This window comes from Streptomyces musisoli (genome assembly GCF_016741855.1).
GTDB lineage: Bacteria > Actinomycetota > Actinomycetes > Streptomycetales > Streptomycetaceae > Streptomyces > Streptomyces musisoli.
Window position 1 is genome coordinate 504,303 of record NZ_JAERRH010000003.1, and the last position, 21,190, is coordinate 525,492.

Here is a 21,190-nt window from a genome sequence, read left to right on the forward strand (position 1 = left end):
CTTCGGGGTGGGTACGCCGAGGCCCCCGGGGCCTGGGGGGGCTCCGGGGGCCTCGGCGGGCGGGCGCGTGGCTACGCCTGCGGCAGCTTCTCGAGCTGGGCGGTGATGCGGGCGATGTCCTCGTCCGCCTTGGCCAGGCGGGTGCGGATCTTGTCCACCACGTTCTCCGGGGCCTTCGCCAGGAACGCCTCGTTGCCGAGCTTGGCCGTGGCCTGGGCCTTCTCCTTCTCGGCCGCCGCCAGGTCCTTCGCCAGACGCTTGCGCTCGGCGGCGACGTCGATCGTGCCGGAGAGGTCGAGGGCGACCTCGGCACCGGCGACCGGCAGGGTGGCCGTGGCCGTGAAGGACTCGCCCTCCGGCTGGAGGCGCAGCAGCTGGCGGATGGCGGCCTCGTGCGGGGCGAGGGCGGTGCCGTCCAGGGTCAGGCGGGCCGGGACCCGCTGGCCGGGCTGGAGACCCTGGTCGGCGCGGAAGCGGCGGACCTCGGTGATGACGGACTGCAGCGACTCGATCTCCCGCTCGGCGGCCGCGTCACGGAAGCCGCCCGGTGCGTCAGCTCCAGGAACGGACACAGCCTTCGGCCACTCGGCGATCACGACCGACTCGCCGCCGGTCAGCGTGGTCCACAGGGTCTCCGTGACGAACGGGACGACCGGGTGGAGCAGCTTGAGGGTGACGTCGAGGACCTCGCCCAGGACCCGCTTGGAGACCTCGGCCGGCTCGCCGCCCGCCTGGAACGTCGTCTTGGACAGCTCGACGTACCAGTCGAAGACCTCGTCCCACGCGAAGTGGAAGAGGGCGTCGGAGAGCTTGGCGAACTGGAAGTCGTCGTAGTGGGCGTCGACTTCGGCGATGACGGAGTTCAGGCGGGAGAGGATCCAGCGGTCCGTGGCCGACATGGCCGACGGGTCGGGCAGCGGCCCGTCCACCGTCGCGCCGTTCATCAGCGCGAAGCGGGTCGCGTTCCAGATCTTGTTGGCGAAGTTGCGGGAGCCCTGGACCCAGTCCTCGCCGATCGGCACGTCGACGCCCGGGTTGGCGCCGCGGGCCAGGGTGAAGCGCAGGGCGTCGGAGCCGTACTTGTCCATCCAGTCCAGCGGGTTGACCGCGTTGCCGAAGGACTTCGACATCTTCTTGCCGAACTGGTCGCGGACCATGCCGTGCAGGGCGATGGTGTGGAACGGCGGGGTGCCGTCCATCGCGTACAGGCCGAACATCATCATCCGGGCGACCCAGAAGAAGAGGATGTCGTAGCCGGTGACCAGGACGGAGTTCGGGTAGAACTTCGCGAGCGACTCGGTCCGTTCGGGCCAGCCGAGCGTGGAGAACGGCCACAGGCCGGAGGAGAACCAGGTGTCCAGGACGTCGGTGTCCTGGTGCCAGCCCTCGCCGGCGGGCGGCTGCTCGTCCGGGCCGACACAGACGACCTCGCCGTTCGGGCCGTACCAGACGGGGATGCGGTGGCCCCACCACAGCTGGCGCGAGATGCACCAGTCGTGCAGGTTGTCGACCCAGTCGAAGTACCGCTTCTCCATCTCCTGCGGATGGATCTTGACCTTGCCGTCGCGGACCGCGTCGCCGGCGGCCTTCGCCAGCGGGCCGACCTTGACCCACCACTGCATGGACAGGCGCGGCTCGATGGTGGTCTTGCAGCGCGAGCAGTGGCCGACGGAGTGGACGTACGGCCGCTTCTCGGCGACGATCCGGCCCTCGGCGCGCAGCGCGGCGACGATGGCGGAACGGGCCTCCAGGCGGTCCATGCCCTGGAAGGGGCCGTGGACGGTGATGACGGCGTGCTCGTCCATCACGGTGATGGACGGCAGGTCGTGGCGCTGGCCGATCTCGAAGTCGTTCGGGTCGTGGGCCGGGGTGACCTTGACGGCGCCGGTGCCGAACTCGGGGTCGACGTGCTCGTCGGCCACGACCGGGATGGAGCGGTCGGTCAGCGGGAGCCGGATGAGCTTGCCGACGAGGTGCTTGTAGCGCTCGTCCTCGGGGTGGACGGCGACGGCGGTGTCGCCGAGCATCGTCTCGGCGCGGGTGGTGGCGACGACGATGGTCTCGTCCCCCTCGCCGTACTTCATGGAGACCAGTTCGCCGTCGTCGTCCTGGTACTCGACCTCGATGTCCGAGATCGCCGTCAGACAGCGCGGGCACCAGTTGATGATGCGCTCGGCGCGGTAGATCAGCTCGTCGTCGTAGAGCTTCTTGAAGATGGTCTGGACGGCCTGGGACAGGCCCTCGTCCATGGTGAAGCGCTCACGGGACCAGGCGACGCCGTCACCGAGGCGGCGCATCTGGCCGCTGATCTGGCCGCCGGACTCGCCCTTCCACTGCCAGACGCGCTCGACGAACGCCTCGCGGCCCAGGTCGTGGCGGGACTTGCCCTCCTTGCCCAGCTCGCGCTCGACGACGTTCTGCGTGGCGATGCCGGCGTGGTCCATGCCGGGCTGCCACAGCGTCTCGAAGCCCTGCATGCGCTTGCGGCGGGTCAGGGCGTCGATGAGGGTGTGCTCGAAGGCGTGCCCGAGGTGCAGGCTGCCGGTGACGTTCGGGGGCGGGATGACGATCGTGTACGGCGGCTTGTCGCTCTTCGCGTCCGCCTCGAAGTAACCCCGCTCCACCCAGCGCTCGTACAGCGGCCCCTCTACATCGGCCGGCGCGTACTGGGTCGGCAGTTCGGAGTCGGGCGCGGGTGGCTGCTGCTGAGCGTTCTCGGTCACGGGGGTCAGTTTAGAGGTGTCACGGGGTGGTCCCGAAACGCGTTTGTTCTGTAACGGTGCGGCCCCCGGTGCCGTGCGTATCCCGGGCCTGGGCCAGGATGTCAGGAACACATAAGGCATCTGGAGGGGAACCCAGGAATGAGTCACAACCAGCCGGGCCCGTACGGCCAGCAGCCCCAGCAGCCGGGTCCTTACGGCCAGCCGGGGCAGCCGGGTCCGTACGGCCAGCCGGGCCCCTACGGCCAGCAGCCGCAGGCGCCGCAGCCCGGCTATGGCTACCCTCAGCAGGCTCCCGCCGCCCCGCCGCAGCCGGGCTACGGCTATCCGCAGCAGGGCGCGCCGCAGCAGGGCCCGTACGGCCAGCAGCCGAGCCCGTACGGCCAGCAGGGGTTCGCCGTTCCGCAGCCGCCGCAGCCGGCCGGGGGGAAGAAGAAGACCGGCCTGATCATCGGCGCGGTCGCCGTGGTCGCCGCGCTGGCGGTGGGCGCCTACTTCGTGCTCGGCGGCAGCGGCACCGACGTAGCGGACGACGGCCCGCACAAGCTCACGACTCCGGAGACGGTGCTCACGGAGTACCAGAAGTCCAGCGACTCGGATTCGTCGGACGACATCAGCGACTCCGACCGTTCGGACTTCGAGAAGTGGGGGGTGAAGAACCCTACAGAGGTTGGCGCCAAGTACGAGAGCGGTAAGGGCCTCACCATGAAGGGCCTCGGCTTCAGTGGCGTGTACGGGACGATCGACGACCCTGAGGCGGTGGTCGACGCCATGTTCGCCAAGGCCAAGACGGAGTCCGAGAAGGACCAGGGCGATTCCGACACCAAGGGCAAGCTGGTCGGCAGCCCCGAGATCGTCCACCCCGCGGACTTCAACGGCATCATGAAGTGCCAGGTGGCCCAGATCGACAGCAGCGCCTCGGCGTCTTCGGAGGCAGGGGTACCCAAGACCCTGAAGCTGCCGATCTGCATCTGGGGCGACCACAGCACCGTCGCCATCGTCTCTTCGTACAGCGTCGCCTCGATCGCCTCGGGCGAAGGTGGCTCGGTGGACGATGCCGCAGAGATCGCGGCCAAGCTGCGCAATGAGGTACGAAAGAAGATCTAGCCGGCTTACGAGATCTCCGTCGCTTTCCCTGCGAGGGGGTGCCCGACAGCGCATGGCGGGCACCCCCATTGCATGTCAGCAGTGCCCGTCAGGCACGGCTGCAGGCAGGATCTGAGACTGCGTTTTTGATGTTGAGCTGCGCCAGGCCCAGCGTGCAAGCAGGGTTCGGCCAGGAACCGAAGGGCGTCTTGATTGCCCCGTGGCTACAGGCCTCCTTCACCTTAGGGCCGGCGAAGTAACCATGGCTGGCCACGTAGTTGGTGCAGGCGCCCTGTGTGGCGCTCGCCGGTGATGCGACCAGGATCGGCAGTGCACCTGCCGCCACCACCACACCGGCTGCGGCCGCCATGCGCTTCGCCCTCTGGAAAGTCATTCGGCTTCCTCCCGTTTCACACAGCCGGGCGTTCGAACGCATGCCCGACTCGGTCGAATCGATTTGATCATGGAACCGGGGAGGACTCCAGGTATCGCCGGAACGATGACGCGATCCGACTGCCTCTGGGCCGACACGCCGACGGGCAGGCACCCCACACTGGGTGTCTGCCCGTCGGTGTGCCGGGATGTTCAGGCCGTCTTCTGCTCCCCCGAGCCCCGGCCCCGTGCGTCCCGCGGGATGAGGGTGGGGTTGACGTTGGAGAGGACCACGTCGGCGGTGATGACGACGCGGGCGACGTCCTTGCGGGACGGGACCTCGTACATCACGCCCTGGAGGACCTCCTCCATGATGGCGCGCAGGCCGCGCGCGCCGGTCTGGCGGAGGATGGCCTGGTCGGCGATGGCCTCCAGCGCCTCGCGCTCGAAGTCCAGCTCCACGCCGTCGAGTTCGAACAGACGCTGGTACTGCTTGACCAGCGCGTTGCGGGGCTCCACCAGGATCTTGAGCAGGGCTTCGCGGTCCAGGTTGTGGACCGAGGTGATGACCGGCAGACGGCCGATGAACTCGGGGATCATGCCGAACTTGACCAGGTCCTCCGGCATGACGTCCTCGAAGACGTCCTTGGACTCCAGCTCGCGCTTGGACAGGATCGTCGCGCCGAAGCCGATGCCCTTGGCGCCGGCCCGGGCCTCGATGATCTTTTCCAGGCCCGCGAAGGCGCCGCCCACGATGAACAGGACGTTCGTCGTGTCGATCTGGATGAACTCCTGGTGGGGGTGCTTGCGGCCGCCCTGGGGCGGGACCGAGGCCGTGGTGCCCTCCAGGATCTTCAGCAGGGCCTGCTGCACGCCCTCGCCGGAGACGTCACGCGTGATCGACGGGTTCTCGCTCTTGCGGGCGACCTTGTCGATCTCGTCGATGTAGATGATCCCGGTCTCGGCCTTCTTGACGTCGTAGTCCGCCGCCTGGATCAGCTTCAGCAGGATGTTCTCGACGTCCTCGCCGACGTATCCCGCCTCGGTCAGCGCCGTCGCGTCGGCGATCGCGAACGGGACGTTCAGCATGCGCGCCAGGGTCTGCGCGAGGAGCGTCTTGCCCGAGCCCGTGGGGCCGAGCAGCAGGATGTTGGACTTCGCCAGCTCGATCGCGTCGTCCCGGCCGCTCGCGCCGCCGTTCTCACCCGCCTGGACCCGCTTGTAGTGGTTGTACACCGCGACGGAGAGGGCCTTCTTGGCGGCCTCCTGGCCGACCACGTAGCCCTCGAGGAACTCGTAGATCTCGCGGGGCTTGGGCAGCTCCTCCCAGCGCACCTCGCTGGTCTCCGCGAGTTCCTCCTCGATGATCTCGTTGCAGAGATCGATGCACTCGTCGCAGATGTACACACCGGGCCCTGCGATGAGCTTCTTGACCTGCTTCTGGCTCTTGCCACAGAACGAGCACTTGAGCAGATCGCCGCCGTCACCGATGCGTGCCACGGTGTGCTTCCCCTTCGCCTGGGAGACGCCTGGACGTTACGAGTCCAGCGACTCCTGGTGCTGCCTTATGTCCGACGGTACCTTGCCGGGCCGGGTGTTCGGGCCCCCCTTGGCAGGGTTCACTTTGACGTGCACCGTGCCAAGGGGGGCCGGAAGTGCTTGGTTCCGCGTCAGCGGACCGAGCTGTTGTTCAGCTTGCGGGTGGAGATGATCTGGTCGACGAGGCCGTACTCCAGCGCCTCCTCGGCCGTGAGGATCTTGTCGCGCTCGATGTCCTCGCGGATCTTCTCGATCGGCTGGTTCGAGTGCTTGGCCAGCATGTCCTCCAGCTGCTCACGCATCCGGGTGAACTCCTTGGCGATGATCTCCAGGTCGGAGAGCTGACCGCGGCCGGTGGAGCCCGCCGGCTGGTGGATCAGGACGCGCGAGTTCGGCAGCGCCATGCGCTTGCCCGGCGTACCGGCGGCCAGCAGGATGGCCGCGGCGGAGGCCGCCTGGCCCATGCAGACCGTCTGGATGTCGGGCTTCACGAACTGCATCGTGTCGTAGATCGCCGTCAAGGCGGTCATGTCGCCACCGGGGCTGTTGATGTAGATCGAGATGTCGCGGTCCGGGTCCATCGACTCCAGGCACAGCAGCTGCGCCATGACGTCGTTGGCGGAGGCGTCGTCGATCTGGACGCCCAGGAAGATCACGCGCTCCTCGAAGAGCTTCGCGTACGGGTCGTACTCGCGGATGCCCTGGGAGGTGCGCTCGACGAAGCGCGGGATGACGTAGCGGCTGTCGGGGCGGGGCCCTTCGTACATGCCGCTGGCAGCGCCGGGGAAGTTGCTCATGGGGTGTTCACCGTCCTGGTGGCGTTCTGGAAGCTTGGGTCTCGGCGGTGCGTGGCGCGGCCTGGCCGGTCAGGCACCGGTGCCGCCGCCTCCCGGAACACCCGAGGCGTGCGTGATGATCTCGTCAATGAGACCGTACTCCTTGGCCTCTTCCGGGGTGAACCAGCGGTCGCGGTCGCCGTCGCGGATGATCGCCTCGACGGTCTGGCCGGAGTGCTGCGCGGTCAGCTCGGACATGCGCTTCTTGGTGCGCAGCAGGTACTCGGCCTGGATCTTGATGTCCGAGACCGTACCGCCGAGGCCCGCGGAGCCCTGGTGCATCATGATGTCGGCGTGCGGCAGGGCGAACCGCTTGCCGGCCGTGCCGCCGGTGAGCAGGAACTGGCCCATGGAGGCGGCCATGCCCATGGCGATGGTGACCACGTCGTTCGGGATGTACTGCATGGTGTCGTAGATCGCCATGCCGGCCGTGACCGAGCCACCGGGGCTGTTGATGTAGAGGTAGATGTCCTTGTCCGGATCGGCGGCAAGGAGCAGCAGCTGTGCGGTGATCTTGTTGGCGATGTCGTCGTCAACCTGCTGGCCGAGGAAGATGATCCGCTCGCCGAGCAGCCGGTTGTAGACCTGGTCGCCGAGGCCACCACCGATGGAAGGCTCGCCGGCGGCTGAAGGCATCAGATTCGTCACGTATCCACCTGCTCGTCTTACGACGGCGCCGGGCCGTCTCACGTCGTCCTGCCGGAGGCTGGCGGGGGGTGTCAGGAGACTCCCCTGCCCCCGTATTCATGGACCCTAACGCTCAGGCTCCGTCGGGGAATCCCGGAGATGGGAGTGTTCGCCGGGGGCGTAGCGCTCCGCGGGGGACCGGATGCGGTTCGTGGGGGCCGGCGCACACCGTCGCCGGGCCGCGGCCGCGTGTCCGCGGCCCGCGCCCGGGCGGCGGATCCGCACGCCGTCACGGCCCCGCACCCCCTGCGAGGCCGGGCCGCCCGCCCCCGTACGACGCGGGCCGGGGGTAGGCCCCGGGACCTGGTGCGACGACAGGCCCGGGGAAGCCCCGGTGCCCGGTGCGACGACAGGCCCGGGGAAGCCCCGGTGCCCGGTGCGACGACGGGCCCGGGGAAATTCCAGGACCCCGGTACGACGAACGGGCCCCGGGGAAAGCCCCAGGGCCCGTCGTACGCGCTTCAGAGGCGCCGTGGGCTCGGCTCAGCCCTCGGTGGTCTCCTCGGAGGTCTCCGACGCCTCGGCGGCCTCGGTCTCCTCCTCGTCGTCCAGGTTGACGACCTCGCCGTTGGTGTCCTTCACCGTGGCGGCCTCGACCACGACGGCCAGGGCCTTGCCGCGGGCGACCTCGCCGACCAGGAGCGGAACCTGGCCGCCCTCGACGACGGCCTGGGCGAACTGGTCGGGGGACATGCCGGAGGAGGCCGCACGCCGCATGAGGTGCTCGGTGAGCTCCTCCTGGTTGACGTTCAGCTGCTCCTTCTTGACCAGCTCGTCCAGGACGAACTGGGTCTTGATGCCCTTGACCGCGGCCTCGCGGGTCTCGGTCTCGAACTCCTCGGCGCTCTTGCCCTGGATCTCCAGGTACTTGTCGAGGGTGAGGCCCATCTGGCCGAGCTGGTGGTGCTCCAGGTTGTGCTTGCGGGTGTTCACCTCGTCCTCGAGGAGCTTCTCGGGGACGGGGACCTCCACCAGGTCCAGCAGCTTCTCCAGCACGCGCTCCTGGGCCTGCGTGGCCTGGTCGAACTGCTTCATGTTGGTGAGGCGCTTGCGGCTGTCCGCCTTCAGCTCCTCCAGCGTGTCGAACTCCGAGGCGAGCTGCGCGAAGTCATCGTCCAGCTCGGGCAGTTCGCGGGCGGCGACCTGGGTGACCTTGACGGTGACCTCGGCCTCCTTGCCCGCGGCGGAGCCGCCCTTCAGCTCGGAGGTGAAGGTCGCCTCCTCGCCGGCGGACTTGCCCTTGACGGCGTCGTCGATACCGTCCAGCAGCTCGCCGGAGCCGATGGTGTAGGAGACGCCGTTGGCGATGCCGTCCTCCAGGACCTCGCCGTCGACCTTGGCCTCCAGGTCGATGGTGACGACGTCACCGTCCTCGGCGGCGCGCTCGACCGGGGAGGTGGAGGCGAAGCGCTCACGGAGCTGCTCGACCGACTTCTCGATGTCCTCGTCGGTGACCTCGATGGCGTCGACCTCGACCTCGATGCCGGAGTAGTCCGGGATCTCGAGGGCCGGGCGGACGTCGACCTCGGCGGTGAAGTTCAGCGTCTCGCCGTCCTTCAGCTCGGTGATGTCGACCTCGGGCTGGCCCAGGACGGAGAGCTCGGCCTCGTTGACCGCCTCGGTGTAGAACTTGGGCAGCGCGTCGTTGACGGCCTCCTCCAGCACCGCACCACGGCCGAACCGCTGGTCGATCACGCGGGCCGGGATCTTGCCCTTACGGAAGCCCTTCACCGTGACCTGCTGGTTGATCTTCTTGTACGCCGCGTCGAGGCTGTCCTTGAGCTCCTCGAAGGGCACCTCGACAGTGAGCCGAACCCGGGTCGGGTTCAGGGTCTCCACGGCGCTCTTCACGGTTCGGTCTCCTTGTGGCTGACTTCTTGGGTTCTGCCGGAGCCAGACTGGTCCGGCGGATTTCGCCGCCCGGAGGAGTTCGTAGGCCGAGTGGGCCGGGACACACGGGCGCGCAGCTTGCATAGTAACCGCAGCCGGTCAGCGCCCCAAAAGGCGATCATCACGACGTCATGTGCCGGTGGTCGGGGTGGCGGGATTTGAACCCACGGCCTTCCGCTCCCAAAGCGGACGCGCTACCAAGCTGCGCCACACCCCGTCTGGTGCGACACGTAGGGTACATGCCCGGGCGGTTTCCGTCGGTCGCATTCTCCGGGGTGGCACGGGCGGATCGCCGCGTGCGCAACTCGTTGGCCTCGGCGGCGGGCGACCCGCTACGATGCCTTCAGTGCCGCGGTCACCGACCTGCGGCGCAGCGTTGCGGGCGTAGCTCAATGGTAGAGCCCTAGTCTTCCAAACTAGCTACGCGGGTTCGATTCCCGTCGCCCGCTCTGGATGCCGAAGGCCCAGGTGAGAGGTTGTTCTCCTCCGCCTGGGCCTTCGGTCGTGCTCAGGCCAGCAGAACGCGCTTCTGCTGTTCGAACTCCTCGTCCGTCAGGACGCCCTGCGCCTTCAGATCACCCAGTTGCTTGAGCTGATCGATCTTGCGGGTCATGTCGTCGGCGGTGTCGGCCGGCGGTGCGGCGGGAGCGGGCGGCTGCGGTGCGTACTGCTGCGGCTCGGGCGGCGGTGCGTACTGCTGCTGCTGCTCGTAGTCCTGCTGCGCCCAGCGGCCGGCCTGCCGGCGTGAGACGCGGTTGGAGACGGCGGTGGCGGTTCCGGCGACGACGGCTGTGCGTGCGACACCTCTCAGCAGTCCGGGCATGTTCGGTCATCTCCCACGGGTGGGCCGGTTCGGTTCCAGGTTCAGGCGGCCGCGGAGCCGCCGGGCGGCACCGTCTCGTCCGTGGCCTCCAGTGCCGCCAGCAGGTCCTGCACCGGGACCCGGCCGCTTGCGACGAGCTGGGCTCCGCTGCGCCGGAGCGCTCTGGCCAGGGGGGCGGCCCACAGGTTCTCGTACACCAGCACGGCGGCCGCGTTCCCGGGCTCCAGCGCGTTGGCCGCCTCCTCCAGGTCGCCCTGGTCCAGCACGCCGGACGAGGCTCCTTCGAAGACCGACAGATCGACCTCGTCGCCCAGGTCCCGAAGCTCCAGACCGGAGACCGAGCCGTCGGTCTCCTTGCGGACGAAGGCGAGGTCGATGATCCGGATGACGGCGCGGTCGGCGAGGTCGACCAGCAGCGGGAAAGCCTCGCCCGTCATACGGTTGCCGGGGAATTCGATGACCAGGTAGTCGACGGGCCCCATTTCTTCGACGGTCTCCATGGCCTTCTCCTCACGGGACGGATGGGGGCCGGCACCGTTCTCCCCCCGCCCGGCCGCCTCCTCGGCAGCGCTCCACGAGGCGGGCGGTCGGCGGCGCCGGTCGCCTCTCAAGTGCAGCACGCGGGGTGGGGGCCCGCACGTTCGCGCGACGGGCCGGCCCTCGTCCCGCACCGCGCGACCGGCGCCGTGTCCGCTCCCTGCGCCCCGCACCGCGCGTGCACCGCGGCGGGCCGCCGACGGGGCACCGGGGTCACAGGGACCTGACGTCGACGCTGTAGACGGCGCGCATGCCGTAGGGGACGTAGAGGGCGTCGCCGGACAGGACGGGGGCCGCCGCGTTGTCGGGGGCGCCGGCGCTGTCGCTGTCGTCGCGGCCGGGGAGCGTGCCGGTGACCCGGCCGGTGCGCAGGTCCAGGGCGGCCAGCCGGCCGGTGGGCGAGGCGAGGTAGAGCCGGGTGGCCGAGGCGGTGGGCGGGCCGGGCTGCTCGACGGTGGAGTTGCTCTGCCACAGCTCCCGCCCGGTCCGCGGGTCGATCGCGTGGACGCTGCCGCTGGTGAGGGTGAGGTAGAGGGTGCCGCGCACGAGGTGGACGCCCGACGCGGTGCGCGGGGCGGACAGCCGTACGGTCGTCAGGACGTGCGAGGAGGCGTCGACCAGGGTCAGCCCGGTCAGCCTGCTCATGAGCGGGTCGGCGCCGAACACGAGGTGGCCGCGGGTCTGCCCGAACAGGTACAGCTGGCCCACGGCCGTGATCCGCCAGCGGGCCTTGCCGGTGGCCGGGTCGAGCTGGGCGGCGGTGGTGTGCGGGTGTTCACCGTTGCCGTCGGAGGTGTGGCAGACCAGGTACACCTGGCCGGCGGCGCCGCTCAGCTGGCAGTCGGGGTCGGCGCCGGTGGGCAGCTTGTGGTGCCAGCGGACGCCGCCGTCCGTGGCGTCGAGCAGGGCGTAGGAGTCGGAGGCGTTCCCGTAGGTGGTGACGACCCCGGCCGGGACGGTGACGGCGCCGTTGATGTCCGGGCCCATGCCGTCGACGTCGTCGGCCACGACCGTCCGCCAGATCGGCCTGCCGGTGTCGGGGTCGAGGGCCTGCACGGTGTACCGGGTGCGGCTCTCGGGCTCGTCGCCGCCCTTGATGTCGCGGTCGTCGGCGCCGTAGACGTACACGGTGCCCGGCCGGGTGCCGATGATCGTGCCGCCACCGGAGGAGCTGATCTCGGCGGGGGTGGGGTCCATGGGCCGGGTCCAGACGTTGCGGCCGTCGGCGAGGGCGAACCGGGCGGCCATGATGCCGTCGCCGGCGCACAGCAGGGACCTGTCCGCGAGGACGCAGCGGCTGAAGGGGCCGCTCGGGCCCATCGTGTTCGGGTTGCCGGCCAGGGGGTTCGTGGCCTGCCGGTGCCAGGTGTGCCAGCCGGCCGGCAGGGCGTGCGGGGTGTCGGAGCCGTCGTGGGCGAGCACGGCGGTGGCGGCCACCGCGGCCAGTACGGCGGTGGCGGCGACGGCCGCCGGCCACCGGTGGCGCCGGCGCGGGCGGGCCGGCTCGGTCCCGGGCGGCGTGGGCTCGGGGCGGGGGTCGGGCAGCCGGCCGTCGCGGAGCAGGTGCAGGAGCTCGTCGGGGCCGGGGCGGGACTTGGGGTGCTTCTCCAGGCAGAAGCGGACGAAGGGCAGCAGGTCGTCGGGGACGCCCTCGAGGTCGGGGGTGCCCTCGACCACGCGGGTCGCCGTCTCCCAGGGGCTCGGGCTGTCGAAGGGGCCGCGCCGGGTGGCGGCGTACACGAGGACCGCGCCGAGGGAGAAGAGGTCGGTGGCCGGGCCGACCTCGTGCGGGGCGGCGAACTGCTCGGGGGACATGAAGGGCGGCGTGCCCATCACACGGCCGGTCTGGGTGAGGGCGTCCATGCCGGCGGCCTCGGCCGCGCGGGAGATGCCGAAGTCGATGACCCGGGGGCCGTCCTCGGCGAGCATGACGTTGGCCGGCTTCAGGTCCCGGTGCACCACTCCGGCGCGGTGGATGTCCCGCAGCGCCTCGGTGAGCCCGGCCGCGAGCTCGCGGAGCCGGTCCGGCGGCAGCGGGCCGTGCCGGCGGACATGGGTGCCGAGGTCCTCGCCGGGGATGTAGAGGGTGGCCATCCAGGGGCGCGGAGCGTCGGCGTCCGCGTCCACCACGGGGGCCGTGAAGGCGCCGCTGACCTGGCGGGCGGCGGCCACCTCGCGGCGGAAACGGGCGCGGAACTCGTCGTCGTCGGCGTACTGGCCGTGGACGACCTTGACGGCGAGCCGCCGGCCGGAGGCGGACCGGGCGAGGTAGACCACGCCCATGCCGCCGCTGCCGAGGCGGTCGTCGATCCGGTAGCCGCCGACCTCCGCCGGGTCCGAGTCGCGCAGCGCCATTCCCGTACGTCCCCCCGTTGTTTCAGTTGTTCAGCCCTACCGCCCGGCCGGCTCCCCCGCCGGTCAGAACTGGATCGAGTTGATGGACTCCGCTATCGAGTTCAGGAAGCGGTTGATCGATGGTGCCATGCCGGTCGAGGCCAGGAAGAAACCGAAGAGGATCGCGACGATGGCGGGGCCCGCCTTGATGTTCCCCCCTCGGATCAGCACTACCAGGATGATCGCCAACAGCAGCACCACAGACAGTGAAATGGCCACAACTGATCACACCCTCGGTCGGTCCGCTCTCCCGGCCCGGAGGTACGGCCCGCACCCCCCGCCAGAACCATCGTGCCACCAACCCGGCCACCCTATGCGGCCCGTGACACAACGTCGGATGACGACCCGGTGCGGGCGATCTTCCGCACAGCATTTCGAATGCACTCCCCCACCCGACTCGCCTGCCGATCACGCGATTTCGTTTCCCCATCCACACATCTCGCGTGCAGGTAATTCGAATTGCTGACACAGCGGCGACATATGCCCCTATTAGTCAGGATGAATCGGGACATCAAGGGTGAACTGAGGACCCGGGTGTGTGCACCATCACCCGAAGAGAGGGCGCGAGTTCGGTTAATCAGCGGGTACCCGGACGCGATATCCAGGAATGACCGCGGGAGTTTTACGAAATCCCGTCGACGACGCTAGGGTGCCTCAGATGTTTGACGCCGCCTCGTCCCCCGGCCAGAACCGCAGACCCCTCCCCCCGGCACAGTCGCCGGCGGACGGGGTGCCCGGCCCGCGCACCCCGCTGAGTGCGCAGCAACGGCGGCCGGCGCAGGACAGACCCGGCAGAGAGCGCGACGCGTTCTTCGACAACGCCAAGTACCTGGCGATCGTGCTCGTCGCGATGGGGCACTCGTGGGAACCGCTGAAGGACGACAGCCGCATCCTGGAAGCCGCGTACTCCGTCGTGTACAGCTTCCACATGCCGGCGTTCATCATCATCTCCGGCTTCTTCTCGCGCAGTTTCGACATGCGCCCGGACCGGCTGAAGCGGCTGATCACCGGCGTCGCCGTGCCGTACATCCTGTTCGAGACGGCGTACCCGCTCTTCAAGAACCTCGTCACCGGCTCCCACGACGACATCAGCCTCCTCGACCCCTGGTACCTGACCTGGTTCCTCGTCGCCCTGTTCGTCTGGCGGCTGACCACGCCCGTCTGGAAGCTGGTGCGCCGGCCGCTGCCACTGGCCCTCGGCATCGCCATGCTGGCGACCGTCAGCCCGAACATCGGTGACGACCTCGACCTTCAGCGCGTCCTCCAGTTCCTGCCGTACTTCGTGCTCGGCCTGTGCATGAAGCCCGAGCACTTCCACCTGGTGCGCCGCCGCTGGGTGCGGATCGCCTCGGTGCCGGTGTTCGCGGCGGCGCTGGTGGTCGGCTGGTGGGCGGTGCCGCGCATGAACACCGGGTGGTTCTACCACCGCGACTCGGCGCAGGAACTGGGCGCCCCGTGGTGGTGCGGCCCGGTGATGACGCTCGCGCTGATGGGCTGCTCGCTGGTGCTGACGGCGGGCTTCTTCGCCTGGGTGCCGCGCCGGAGGATGTGGTTCACGGCGCTCGGCGCGGGCACCCTCTACGGCTACCTGCTGCACGGCTTCCTGGTGAAGCTCGCCGACTACCGCGGCTGGTACGAGCACTCCTGGCTGCACCACCCGCTCGGCGAGATCCTGGTGACCGCGCTCGCCGCGGCCGCCGTCACGGTGCTGTGCACGCGGCCGGTGCAGCGCGTCTTCCGCTTCGCGATGGACCCGAAGCTCGAGTGGGCGTTCCGGCAGGACGCCGCCGAGCTGGCCCGCGAACGGCAGAAGCCGCGGGAGAAGGTCAGCGCCTAGCCGGTTCGGGCCCTCCTTCTTCCGGTTCCTCCTCCGGACCTTCCTCCTCCAGACCGAGAAGTGCGCACATCCGGGCGTACTTCTCGGTCAGCCGTCTGCGGGTCGGCTCGTCGAGGACCGCGAGGCGCCGCGGATCGGCGTTGTGCCCCAGGTCGGCCTCCTTCACCAGCAGCGCGCCGGGGGTGGCCAGGATCCGGCCGGCGTACGCCTCCGGCGGCTCCCCCGGCCGCTTGGTGAGGGCGCGCACGATCGCCTTGGTGCGCTCGGTGAGGGCGGCCGCGGTCAGCCACTCCTCGCTCAGGGCGGCGTCCTCCACGGAGTCGTGCAGCCAGGCCGCGGCGATCTGTTCCGGGTCGCCGCCGCGGACGCGTACGCCCTCGGCGACGGCCGCGAGGTGCTCGGCGTACGGCCGTCCCGCCTTGTCGGTCTGCCCCTCGTGGGCGGTGCGCGCGAGGCTCTCGACCTCGGGCAGGGTGAGGTGGGTCATGCCCCTCAGTGTCTCCCGCGCCCGGCGGTGGGCGGTCGGCGGCGTTGGCCGGCCGTGGGTGGTCAGCGGGCGTTGGCCGATGCCTCGCGGCAGATCAGCAGCAGCGCCCGGTCGTCGTTGACGTCCCTGGCGACCGCTTCGATGAGGTGCCAGGCGGCGCCGTGGAAGCCCCCGGCCACATAGCGGTCGGCCTCGCCGGTGAGGCGGTCGATGCCCTCCACGATGTCCCGGTCGGAGGTCTCCACCAGGCCGTCCGTGAACAGCATCAGCACGTCTCCGGGCCGCAGCGAGCCCTTCACGGAGTCGAACTGGGCGCCGTCGTAGACACCGAGCAGCGGGCCCTCGGCCGCCTTCTCCTCCCAGCGCCCGCTGCCCGCGCTCAGCTGGAGCCCCGGGGGATGGCCGGCGGAGTACAGCTCGTAGTCCCCGGAGTCCAGGTCCAGGACCAGATGGATGGAGGTGGCGAAGCCCTCGTCCCAGTCCTGGCGGAGCAGATAGCCGTTGGCGGCCGGGAGGAAGGAGTGCGGGGGCAGGGAGCCGACGAGGCCGCCGAAGGCGCCGGACAGCAGCAGGGCGCGCGAGCCCGCGTCCATGCCCTTGCCGGACACGTCGGTCAGCACGACCTCCAGCGTCCGGCCGCCGTTCGTGCGGGACGCGACGACGAAGTCGCCCGAGAAGGACTGGCCGCCCGCGGGGCGCAGCGCCATCTCGTGGTGCCAGCCCTTCGGCAGCTTCGGCAGCTTGCTCTGCACCCGGATCCGCTCGCGCAGGTCGAACAGCATGGTGCCGCCGCGCCGCCAGGGCACGCCGACCCGGCTGCGGAACTGCGCGGTCAGCAGCCCGAAGAAGCCGCACGCCGCCACCACCAGGACGATGCCCGGGGTGACCCGGGAGGGTCCCTCGGTGTACGGGCCGAGCCGCACCGACTCCACGATCAGCGCGGTGGCCGCCGCCGCGTACAGGCCGAGCAGGCTCGCCGGGCGCAGCAGCAGGCCGCCGGCGACGATCGGCAGCACCAGGGTGGCCGGGGAGCACCACACCGAGTCGAAGAGGGTCATCGCCGCGAGGACCGGGACGGTGAGCAGCAGTCCGGCGAAGGCGATCCAGTCCGAGCCGTCGCCGCGGAAGTAGTCGACGGCGCTTCTGCGCAGGCCGACCCGGGCCCGGTGCCACTGCATCTTCCACCGGGCCGTGAACGTCTCGGCCTTCGCGCGCCGCTGTCGTCCTGCTGCCATCAGTTCGGGACCCTATCCAGCCGACCGGCCGCTTGGCACGGGAGGTCCCACTTGTCCCCCGTGCGGGGTTGTGCTGTGGCCGTTCGCGCGCCCCGCTGCCACCGGGTTCCGGAAGCGGGGAAATTCACTGGCTCGTCCCTCAATGCCCTGATAGGCATGGCCCATGGGGACTGTTCACGGAACCGAGCTGAGGGTACTGCGCGAGGACGAGTGGGACCGGTGGTACGACACTTTGTACCGGGGCTTCGGAGCGGGGCCCGCCCCGGCCGAGGAGCGCGAACTGGCCAGGGCGGTCACCGAGTTCGACCGCTCCCTCGCCGTGTGGGACGGAGCTGCGCTGGTCGGCACTGCGGGGGCGTTCAGCTTCCGTATGACGGTGCCGGGCGGGGCCGCGGTCCGGGCGGCCGGGGTGACGATGGTGAGCGTGGCGGCCACCCACCGGCGGCGCGGGGTGCTGACCTCGATGATGCGCCGGCAGCTGGACGACGTGCGGGCGCTGGGCGAGCCGGTGGCGGTGCTGACCGCGTCGGAGCCGGCGATCTACGGCCGGTTCGGATACGGCGCCGCGACCTTCCGGCTGAGCGCCGAGATCGACACGAACCGGGTGACCCTGGCCCTGCCCGCCGGCACCGAGGAGGTGCGGTTGCGGTACGTGGCGCCGGCCGACGTCCTCGACGCCTGTGAGGCGGTGTACGCGGCCCTGGTCCCGCGGCGGCCGGGCATGCTGGCCCGGCAGCCCCACTGGGAGCGGGACGCCCTGGTCGACCCGGAGAGCGAGCGTGACGGGGCGTCGCCGCTTCAGTGCGTGGTGGCCGAGCGGGACGGCGAGATCACCGGATACGTCCGCTTCCGCACCAAGGGGCAGTGGAGCCCGAGCGGCGCGGACGGCACGGTGCAGGTCAAGGACATGGCCGGGCTGGACCCGGTGACCGAGGCGGCCCTGTGGCGCTTCCTGTTCGGCATCGACCTGATGACGACCGTGTCGGTGGGGTCCCGTCCGGTGGACGACGCCTGGCGGCACCTGGTCTCCGACACCCGCCGCTGCCGGCCGCGGCTGCGCGACGACGCCTACGTCCGGCTCGTGGACGTCGGCGCGGCGCTGTCGGCGCGGACCTATCAGGCGCCGGTGGACGTCGTGTTCGAGGTCGAGGACGACTTCTGCCCGTGGAACTCGGGGCGCTGGCGGCTGACGGGCGACCCGAAGGGCGCGTCCTGCGAGCGCACGACGGACGCGGCCGATCTGGCCCTGTCCGTGCGGGAGCTGGGCTCGGCGTACCTGGGCGGGATGACGCTGCTGTCACTGGCGTCGGCCGGGCGGGTGCGGGAACTGCGGCCGGGGGCGCTGACGGAGGCGTCGGTGGCGTTCGGCTCACCGGTGGCCCCGTGGCTGCCGCACGGCTTCTAGTGACCTGAGTCAGAGATTCCTCGTCGGATCGGCGGCCACCAGCCGGATGCTGTGCGGCTGCCCAGCCCGGCCCGGCCTGCCGGAGTCCGGCCGCCGGCACGCCAGGCAGCTCGCGAGAACCACCCGGAAATCTCCGACTCAGGTAACTAGGGTCTTCCGTCCGGGTCAGGCCGTGAGCCCGGCGGGATCCGGACGAGAGGCTCTGGCCGGCGCCCGGTGGGTCAGCGGTTCTGGCAGCCGGGGCACCAGAAGAGGTTGCGGGCGGCGAGGCCGGCGGTGCGGATCTCGTCGCCGCAGACGTGGCAGGGCAGGTTCGCCCGGCGGTAGACGTACACCTCGCCGCCGTGGTCGTCCACGCGGGGCGGGCGGCCCATCGCCTCCGGGGTGTGCTCGGGGCGGACGGTGTCGATGCGGTTGTTCCGCACGCCCTCCCGCATCAGCCCGGCCAGATCGGCCCAGAGGGCGTCCCACTCGGCCGGGGTGATGTCCCGGCCCGCGCGGTACGGGTCGATGCCGTGCCGGAAGAGGACCTCGGCGCGGTAGACGTTGCCGACGCCGGCGACCACCTTCTGGTCCATGAGGAGCGCGGCGATCGTCGTACGGCTGCGGGAGACCCGCCGGTACGCCGCGGCCGGGTCGGCGTCCGTGCGGAGCGGGTCGGGGCCGAGCCGGTCGTGCACGGCCCGCTTCTCGCCGTCCGTGATGAGGGCGCAGGTGGTGGGGCCGCGCAGGTCGACGTAGGACGTGGCGTCGGCGAGCCGGAGCCGGACGGTGTCCGTCGGCGGGGGCGCGGGGGCGTCACCGAAGCCGACCTTGCCGAAGAGGCCGAGGTGGATGTGGACCCAGTCGGCGTCCCTGAAGCCCAGGAAGAGGTGCTTGCCGTGGGCTTCGGTGGTGGTCAGCTCCGTGCCGTCCAGGAGGGCGGCGGCGTCGGAGAACTTGCCCTGGGGGCTGGTGACGCGGGGAGCCGTGCCGCAGAAGCGGGCGGCGTAGTCCTGCGCCAGCCGGTGGATCGTGTGCCCCTCTGGCACGGTTCCCTGTTCCTTTCGGCTCCTCGGGGCCCGGTGCGCCGGGCCCCGGAGGCTCAGTCCTGCCGGGGGTGGTGGGCCGGGATCGGCGGGAGGTCGCCCGTGGTCTCGTACGCCGCGAGCATGTCGATGCGGCGGATGTGACGCTCGTCACCGGAGAACGGGGTGTTGAGGAAGACCTCGACGAACTTGGTGGCTTCCTCGGTGCTGTGCATGCGCGCACCCACGGCCACCACGTTGGCGTCGTTGTGCTGCCGGCCGAGCGCCGCCGTCTCCTCGCTCCAGGCCAGCGCGGCGCGCACGCCCTTCACCTTGTTCGCGGCGATCTGCTCCCCGTTGCCGGAGCCGCCGATCACGATGCCGAGGGCGTCCTGGTCCGCGGCCGCCTTCTGCGCGGCACGCAGGCAGAACGGCGGGTAGTCGTCCTGGGCGTCGTAGATGTGCGGCCCGCAGTCGACGGGCTCGTGGCCGGCGGCCTTCAGCCACTCGACGAGGTGGTTCTTCAGTTCGTAGCCCGCATGGTCCGAGCCGAGATACACGCGCATGCCACGAGTGTGACACGGCCGTTCCGGGGCAGCAGCCCCGGGTGCCGCACCGGTGATGACCTTGGAATATGTGAGCCAGACCATAGAACCTCAAGGGAACCTCAAGTAACGATACGGATTCAGAGGTTCCCGAATTCGTTCGCCTCCGATTCACTGGACCGCCTCGTACACCGCTCGTGCGAGGCCCCGTACTCCGCCCCACAACGGCACCCCCGCTCGTACGGGAATCGCTCCACCGGCGCAAAGGAAATCCGTCCATGACCCCTGGTTCCGGACTTCAAGCAGGCCTGAAGAACCGCCATCTCACGATGATCGCCATCGGAGGTGTGATCGGTGCCGGACTCTTCGTCGGCTCCAGCACCGGCATCGCCACGGCGGGCCCCGGCATCCTGCTGTCGTACGCCCTCGTCGGCACCCTCGTCGTCCTCGTGATGCGGATGCTCGGCGAGATGTCCGCCGCCAACCCCACCTCCGGCTCCTTCTCCGCGCACGCCGACCGTGCCCTCGGCCCCTGGGCCGGCTTCTCGATCGGCTGGCTGTACTGGTTCTTCTGGGTCGTCGTGCTCGCCGTCGAGGCCACCGCCGGCGCGAAGATCCTCGAAGGCTGGGTCCCGGCCGTCCCGCAGTGGGGCTGGGCACTGATCGTGATGGTCGTCCTGACCGCGACCAACCTCGTCTCCGTCGGCTCCTACGGCGAGTTCGAGTTCTGGTTCGCCGGCATCAAGGTCGTGGCGATCGGCGCGTTCGTCGTCATCGGCCTGCTCGCCGTGTTCGGCGTGCTGCCGGGCGTGGACGCCGAGAAGGCGTCCTTCGGCAACCTCACCTCGCACGGCGGATTCCTGCCGCACGGTCCCGGCGCCATCCTCACCGGTGTGCTGCTGGTCGTCTTCTCCTTCATGGGCAGCGAGATCGCCACCCTGGCGGCCGGCGAGTCGGAGGACCCGCAGCGCGCGGTCACCAAGTCCACCAACAGCATCATCTGGCGGATCGGCGTCTTCTACCTGGGCTCGATCCTGGTCGTGGTCTCGCTGCTGCCGTGGAACGACGCGTCCATCGCGAAGGACGGCTCCTACGTCGCCGCGCTGAACTCCCTCGGTATCGCGCACGCCGGCGAGGTCATGAACGTCATCGTGCTGACCTCGGTGCTGTCCTGCCTCAACTCGGGCCTCTACACGGCCTCCCGGATGGCCTTCTCGCTCGGCCAGCGCGGTGACGCGCCGAAGTCGTTCGCCCGCACCACCTCCCGCGGTGTGCCGCAGACCGCGATCCTGGCCTCGGTCGTCTTCGGCTTCGTGGCTGTTTTCTTCAACTACCAGTACCCGGACACCGTCTTCCTCTTCCTGCTCAACTCCAGCGGCGCGGTCGCCCTGTTCGTGTGGCTGGTCATCTGCTTCTCGCAGCTGCGGATGCGGAAGATCATCCAGCGTGAGGCGCCGGAGAAGCTCGTCGTGAAGATGTGGCTGTACCCGTACCTGACCTGGGCGACGGCCGCGATGATCGTCTTCGTCCTGGTGTACATGCTGTTCGACACCGAGCACGACGGCCGGGAGACGGTGCTGCTGTCCCTGCTGGTCGCGGCGGTCGTGCTGGTGATCGCGGCGATCAAGCAGAAGATCACCGCGAACCGCCCGGCCCCCGCCGCCGAGGCACCGGCCGACAAGGTGTCCGTCGGCTGATCCGGTCCCGGCCGGCCATGGCCGCACAACCTGACCGAAGTGTCGGATTGTGCGGCCATGCTGCGTTTGCTGACGCATCCGGACCCGCCCCTC

General features: G+C 70.2%; 18 protein-coding genes and 2 tRNA genes. 5 read left to right on the forward strand and 15 right to left on the reverse strand.

Annotation, left to right across the window (positions count from 1 at the left end):
- Nucleotides 1-71: 71 nt before the first annotated feature.
- Nucleotides 72-2,723, reverse strand: a complete 2,652-nt coding sequence (locus JK361_RS10535; protein WP_201815464.1) for a valine--tRNA ligase — start codon at nucleotides 2,721-2,723, stop codon at nucleotides 72-74.
- A 138-nt stretch (nucleotides 2,724-2,861) separates the two neighbouring features.
- On the opposite strand from JK361_RS10535, the gene JK361_RS10540 reads away from it, so the two are divergent.
- Nucleotides 2,862-3,827, forward strand: coding sequence for a hypothetical protein (locus tag JK361_RS10540; protein WP_201815465.1), 966 nt, complete (start codon nucleotides 2,862-2,864; stop codon nucleotides 3,825-3,827).
- 88 nt (nucleotides 3,828-3,915) lie between these two features.
- On the opposite strand, the gene JK361_RS10545 is transcribed toward JK361_RS10540, so the two are convergent.
- From JK361_RS10545 to JK361_RS10570, 6 genes are all read right to left on the reverse strand, one after another.
- Entirely contained in the window at nucleotides 3,916-4,200 is a 285-nt protein-coding gene (locus tag JK361_RS10545) for a hypothetical protein (RefSeq protein ID WP_201815466.1), read from the reverse strand.
- 191 nt (nucleotides 4,201-4,391) lie between these two features.
- On the reverse strand, nucleotides 4,392-5,678 hold the full coding sequence (clpX, locus tag JK361_RS10550; protein ID WP_030648610.1) for an ATP-dependent Clp protease ATP-binding subunit ClpX: 1,287 nt from the start codon (nucleotides 5,676-5,678) through the stop codon (nucleotides 4,392-4,394).
- Between the two features lie 170 nt (nucleotides 5,679-5,848).
- Nucleotides 5,849-6,514, reverse strand: coding sequence for an ATP-dependent Clp protease proteolytic subunit (locus JK361_RS10555; protein WP_201815467.1), 666 nt, complete (start codon nucleotides 6,512-6,514; stop codon nucleotides 5,849-5,851).
- Between the two features lie 69 nt (nucleotides 6,515-6,583).
- Nucleotides 6,584-7,189, reverse strand: a complete 606-nt coding sequence (locus JK361_RS10560; RefSeq protein WP_201816080.1) for an ATP-dependent Clp protease proteolytic subunit — start codon at nucleotides 7,187-7,189, stop codon at nucleotides 6,584-6,586.
- A 534-nt stretch (nucleotides 7,190-7,723) separates the two neighbouring features.
- Nucleotides 7,724-9,091: a trigger factor gene (tig, locus tag JK361_RS10565; protein ID WP_201815468.1), complete on the reverse strand. Its 1,368-nt coding sequence runs from the start codon at nucleotides 9,089-9,091 to the stop codon at nucleotides 7,724-7,726.
- A 179-nt stretch (nucleotides 9,092-9,270) separates the two neighbouring features.
- Nucleotides 9,271-9,347, reverse strand: a tRNA-Pro gene (locus JK361_RS10570).
- 161 nt (nucleotides 9,348-9,508) lie between these two features.
- Between JK361_RS10570 and JK361_RS10575 the strand changes: the two genes are divergently transcribed.
- A tRNA-Gly gene (locus tag JK361_RS10575) sits at nucleotides 9,509-9,579 on the forward strand.
- Nucleotides 9,580-9,638: 59 nt separating this feature from the next.
- On the opposite strand, the gene JK361_RS10580 is transcribed toward JK361_RS10575, so the two are convergent.
- The 4 genes from JK361_RS10580 to JK361_RS10595 all read right to left on the reverse strand — a co-directional run bounded on the left by JK361_RS10580 (nucleotide 9,639) and on the right by JK361_RS10595 (nucleotide 13,103).
- Nucleotides 9,639-9,953: an SHOCT domain-containing protein gene (locus JK361_RS10580; RefSeq protein ID WP_201815469.1), complete on the reverse strand. Its 315-nt coding sequence runs from the start codon at nucleotides 9,951-9,953 to the stop codon at nucleotides 9,639-9,641.
- A gap of 41 nt (nucleotides 9,954-9,994) precedes the next feature.
- On the reverse strand, nucleotides 9,995-10,453 hold the full coding sequence (locus tag JK361_RS10585) for a DUF6325 family protein (RefSeq protein WP_236052726.1): 459 nt from the start codon (nucleotides 10,451-10,453) through the stop codon (nucleotides 9,995-9,997).
- A 250-nt stretch (nucleotides 10,454-10,703) separates the two neighbouring features.
- Nucleotides 10,704-12,845, reverse strand: a complete 2,142-nt coding sequence (locus JK361_RS10590) for a serine/threonine-protein kinase (RefSeq protein WP_201815470.1) — start codon at nucleotides 12,843-12,845, stop codon at nucleotides 10,704-10,706.
- 63 nt (nucleotides 12,846-12,908) lie between these two features.
- Nucleotides 12,909-13,103, reverse strand: coding sequence for a hypothetical protein (locus JK361_RS10595; RefSeq protein ID WP_201815471.1), 195 nt, complete (start codon nucleotides 13,101-13,103; stop codon nucleotides 12,909-12,911).
- A gap of 439 nt (nucleotides 13,104-13,542) precedes the next feature.
- Between JK361_RS10595 and JK361_RS10600 the strand changes: the two genes are divergently transcribed.
- A complete protein-coding gene (locus tag JK361_RS10600; RefSeq protein ID WP_201815472.1) occupies nucleotides 13,543-14,721 on the forward strand; it encodes an acyltransferase family protein in 1,179 nt (392 codons plus the stop codon).
- Here JK361_RS10600 and JK361_RS10605 read toward each other — a convergent pair.
- Together JK361_RS10605 and JK361_RS10610 are read right to left on the reverse strand one after the other, a co-directional pair.
- A complete protein-coding gene (locus JK361_RS10605) occupies nucleotides 14,711-15,208 on the reverse strand; it encodes an HD domain-containing protein (protein ID WP_201815473.1) in 498 nt (165 codons plus the stop codon). The two genes, JK361_RS10600 and JK361_RS10605, sit on opposite strands and share 11 nt — an antisense overlap.
- A gap of 62 nt (nucleotides 15,209-15,270) precedes the next feature.
- A complete protein-coding gene (locus JK361_RS10610; RefSeq protein ID WP_201815474.1) occupies nucleotides 15,271-16,443 on the reverse strand; it encodes a PP2C family protein-serine/threonine phosphatase in 1,173 nt (390 codons plus the stop codon).
- Nucleotides 16,444-16,606: 163 nt separating this feature from the next.
- On the opposite strand from JK361_RS10610, the gene JK361_RS10615 reads away from it, so the two are divergent.
- Nucleotides 16,607-17,848, forward strand: coding sequence for a GNAT family N-acetyltransferase (locus tag JK361_RS10615; protein WP_201815475.1), 1,242 nt, complete (start codon nucleotides 16,607-16,609; stop codon nucleotides 17,846-17,848).
- 221 nt (nucleotides 17,849-18,069) lie between these two features.
- Here the strand turns inward: JK361_RS10615 and JK361_RS10620 are convergent, their stop codons facing one another.
- Both JK361_RS10620 and JK361_RS10625 read right to left on the reverse strand, forming a co-directional pair.
- Nucleotides 18,070-18,879: an Fpg/Nei family DNA glycosylase gene (locus JK361_RS10620; protein ID WP_201815476.1), complete on the reverse strand. Its 810-nt coding sequence runs from the start codon at nucleotides 18,877-18,879 to the stop codon at nucleotides 18,070-18,072.
- A 53-nt stretch (nucleotides 18,880-18,932) separates the two neighbouring features.
- Nucleotides 18,933-19,421, reverse strand: a complete 489-nt coding sequence (locus JK361_RS10625; RefSeq protein ID WP_201815477.1) for a ribose-5-phosphate isomerase — start codon at nucleotides 19,419-19,421, stop codon at nucleotides 18,933-18,935.
- Nucleotides 19,422-19,678: 257 nt separating this feature from the next.
- On the opposite strand from JK361_RS10625, the gene JK361_RS10630 reads away from it, so the two are divergent.
- On the forward strand, nucleotides 19,679-21,097 hold the full coding sequence (locus JK361_RS10630) for an amino acid permease (protein ID WP_201815478.1): 1,419 nt from the start codon (nucleotides 19,679-19,681) through the stop codon (nucleotides 21,095-21,097).
- Nucleotides 21,098-21,190: the final 93 nt, after the last annotated feature.

Excerpts from the sequence above, each read along its gene's own strand:
- JK361_RS10540 (WP_201815465.1), top strand. The coding sequence starts at position 2,862 with ATGAGTCACAACCAGCCGGGCCCGTACGGCCAGCAGCCCCAGCAGCCG.
- JK361_RS10545 (WP_201815466.1), bottom strand. The coding sequence starts at position 4,200 with ATGACTTTCCAGAGGGCGAAGCGCATGGCGGCCGCAGCCGGTGTGGTG.
- JK361_RS10555 (WP_201815467.1), bottom strand. The coding sequence starts at position 6,514 with ATGAGCAACTTCCCCGGCGCTGCCAGCGGCATGTACGAAGGGCCCCGC.
- JK361_RS10560 (WP_201816080.1), bottom strand. The coding sequence starts at position 7,189 with ATGCCTTCAGCCGCCGGCGAGCCTTCCATCGGTGGTGGCCTCGGCGAC.
- JK361_RS10580 (WP_201815469.1), bottom strand. The coding sequence starts at position 9,953 with ATGCCCGGACTGCTGAGAGGTGTCGCACGCACAGCCGTCGTCGCCGGA.
- JK361_RS10585 (WP_236052726.1), bottom strand. The coding sequence starts at position 10,453 with ATGGAGACCGTCGAAGAAATGGGGCCCGTCGACTACCTGGTCATCGAA.
- JK361_RS10590 (WP_201815470.1), bottom strand. The coding sequence starts at position 12,845 with ATGGCGCTGCGCGACTCGGACCCGGCGGAGGTCGGCGGCTACCGGATC.
- JK361_RS10600 (WP_201815472.1), top strand. The coding sequence starts at position 13,543 with ATGTTTGACGCCGCCTCGTCCCCCGGCCAGAACCGCAGACCCCTCCCC.
- JK361_RS10605 (WP_201815473.1), bottom strand. The coding sequence starts at position 15,208 with ATGACCCACCTCACCCTGCCCGAGGTCGAGAGCCTCGCGCGCACCGCC.
- JK361_RS10610 (WP_201815474.1), bottom strand. The coding sequence starts at position 16,443 with ATGGCAGCAGGACGACAGCGGCGCGCGAAGGCCGAGACGTTCACGGCC.
- JK361_RS10615 (WP_201815475.1), top strand. The coding sequence starts at position 16,607 with ATGGGGACTGTTCACGGAACCGAGCTGAGGGTACTGCGCGAGGACGAG.
- JK361_RS10625 (WP_201815477.1), bottom strand. The coding sequence starts at position 19,421 with ATGCGCGTGTATCTCGGCTCGGACCATGCGGGCTACGAACTGAAGAAC.
- JK361_RS10630 (WP_201815478.1), top strand. The coding sequence starts at position 19,679 with ATGACCCCTGGTTCCGGACTTCAAGCAGGCCTGAAGAACCGCCATCTC.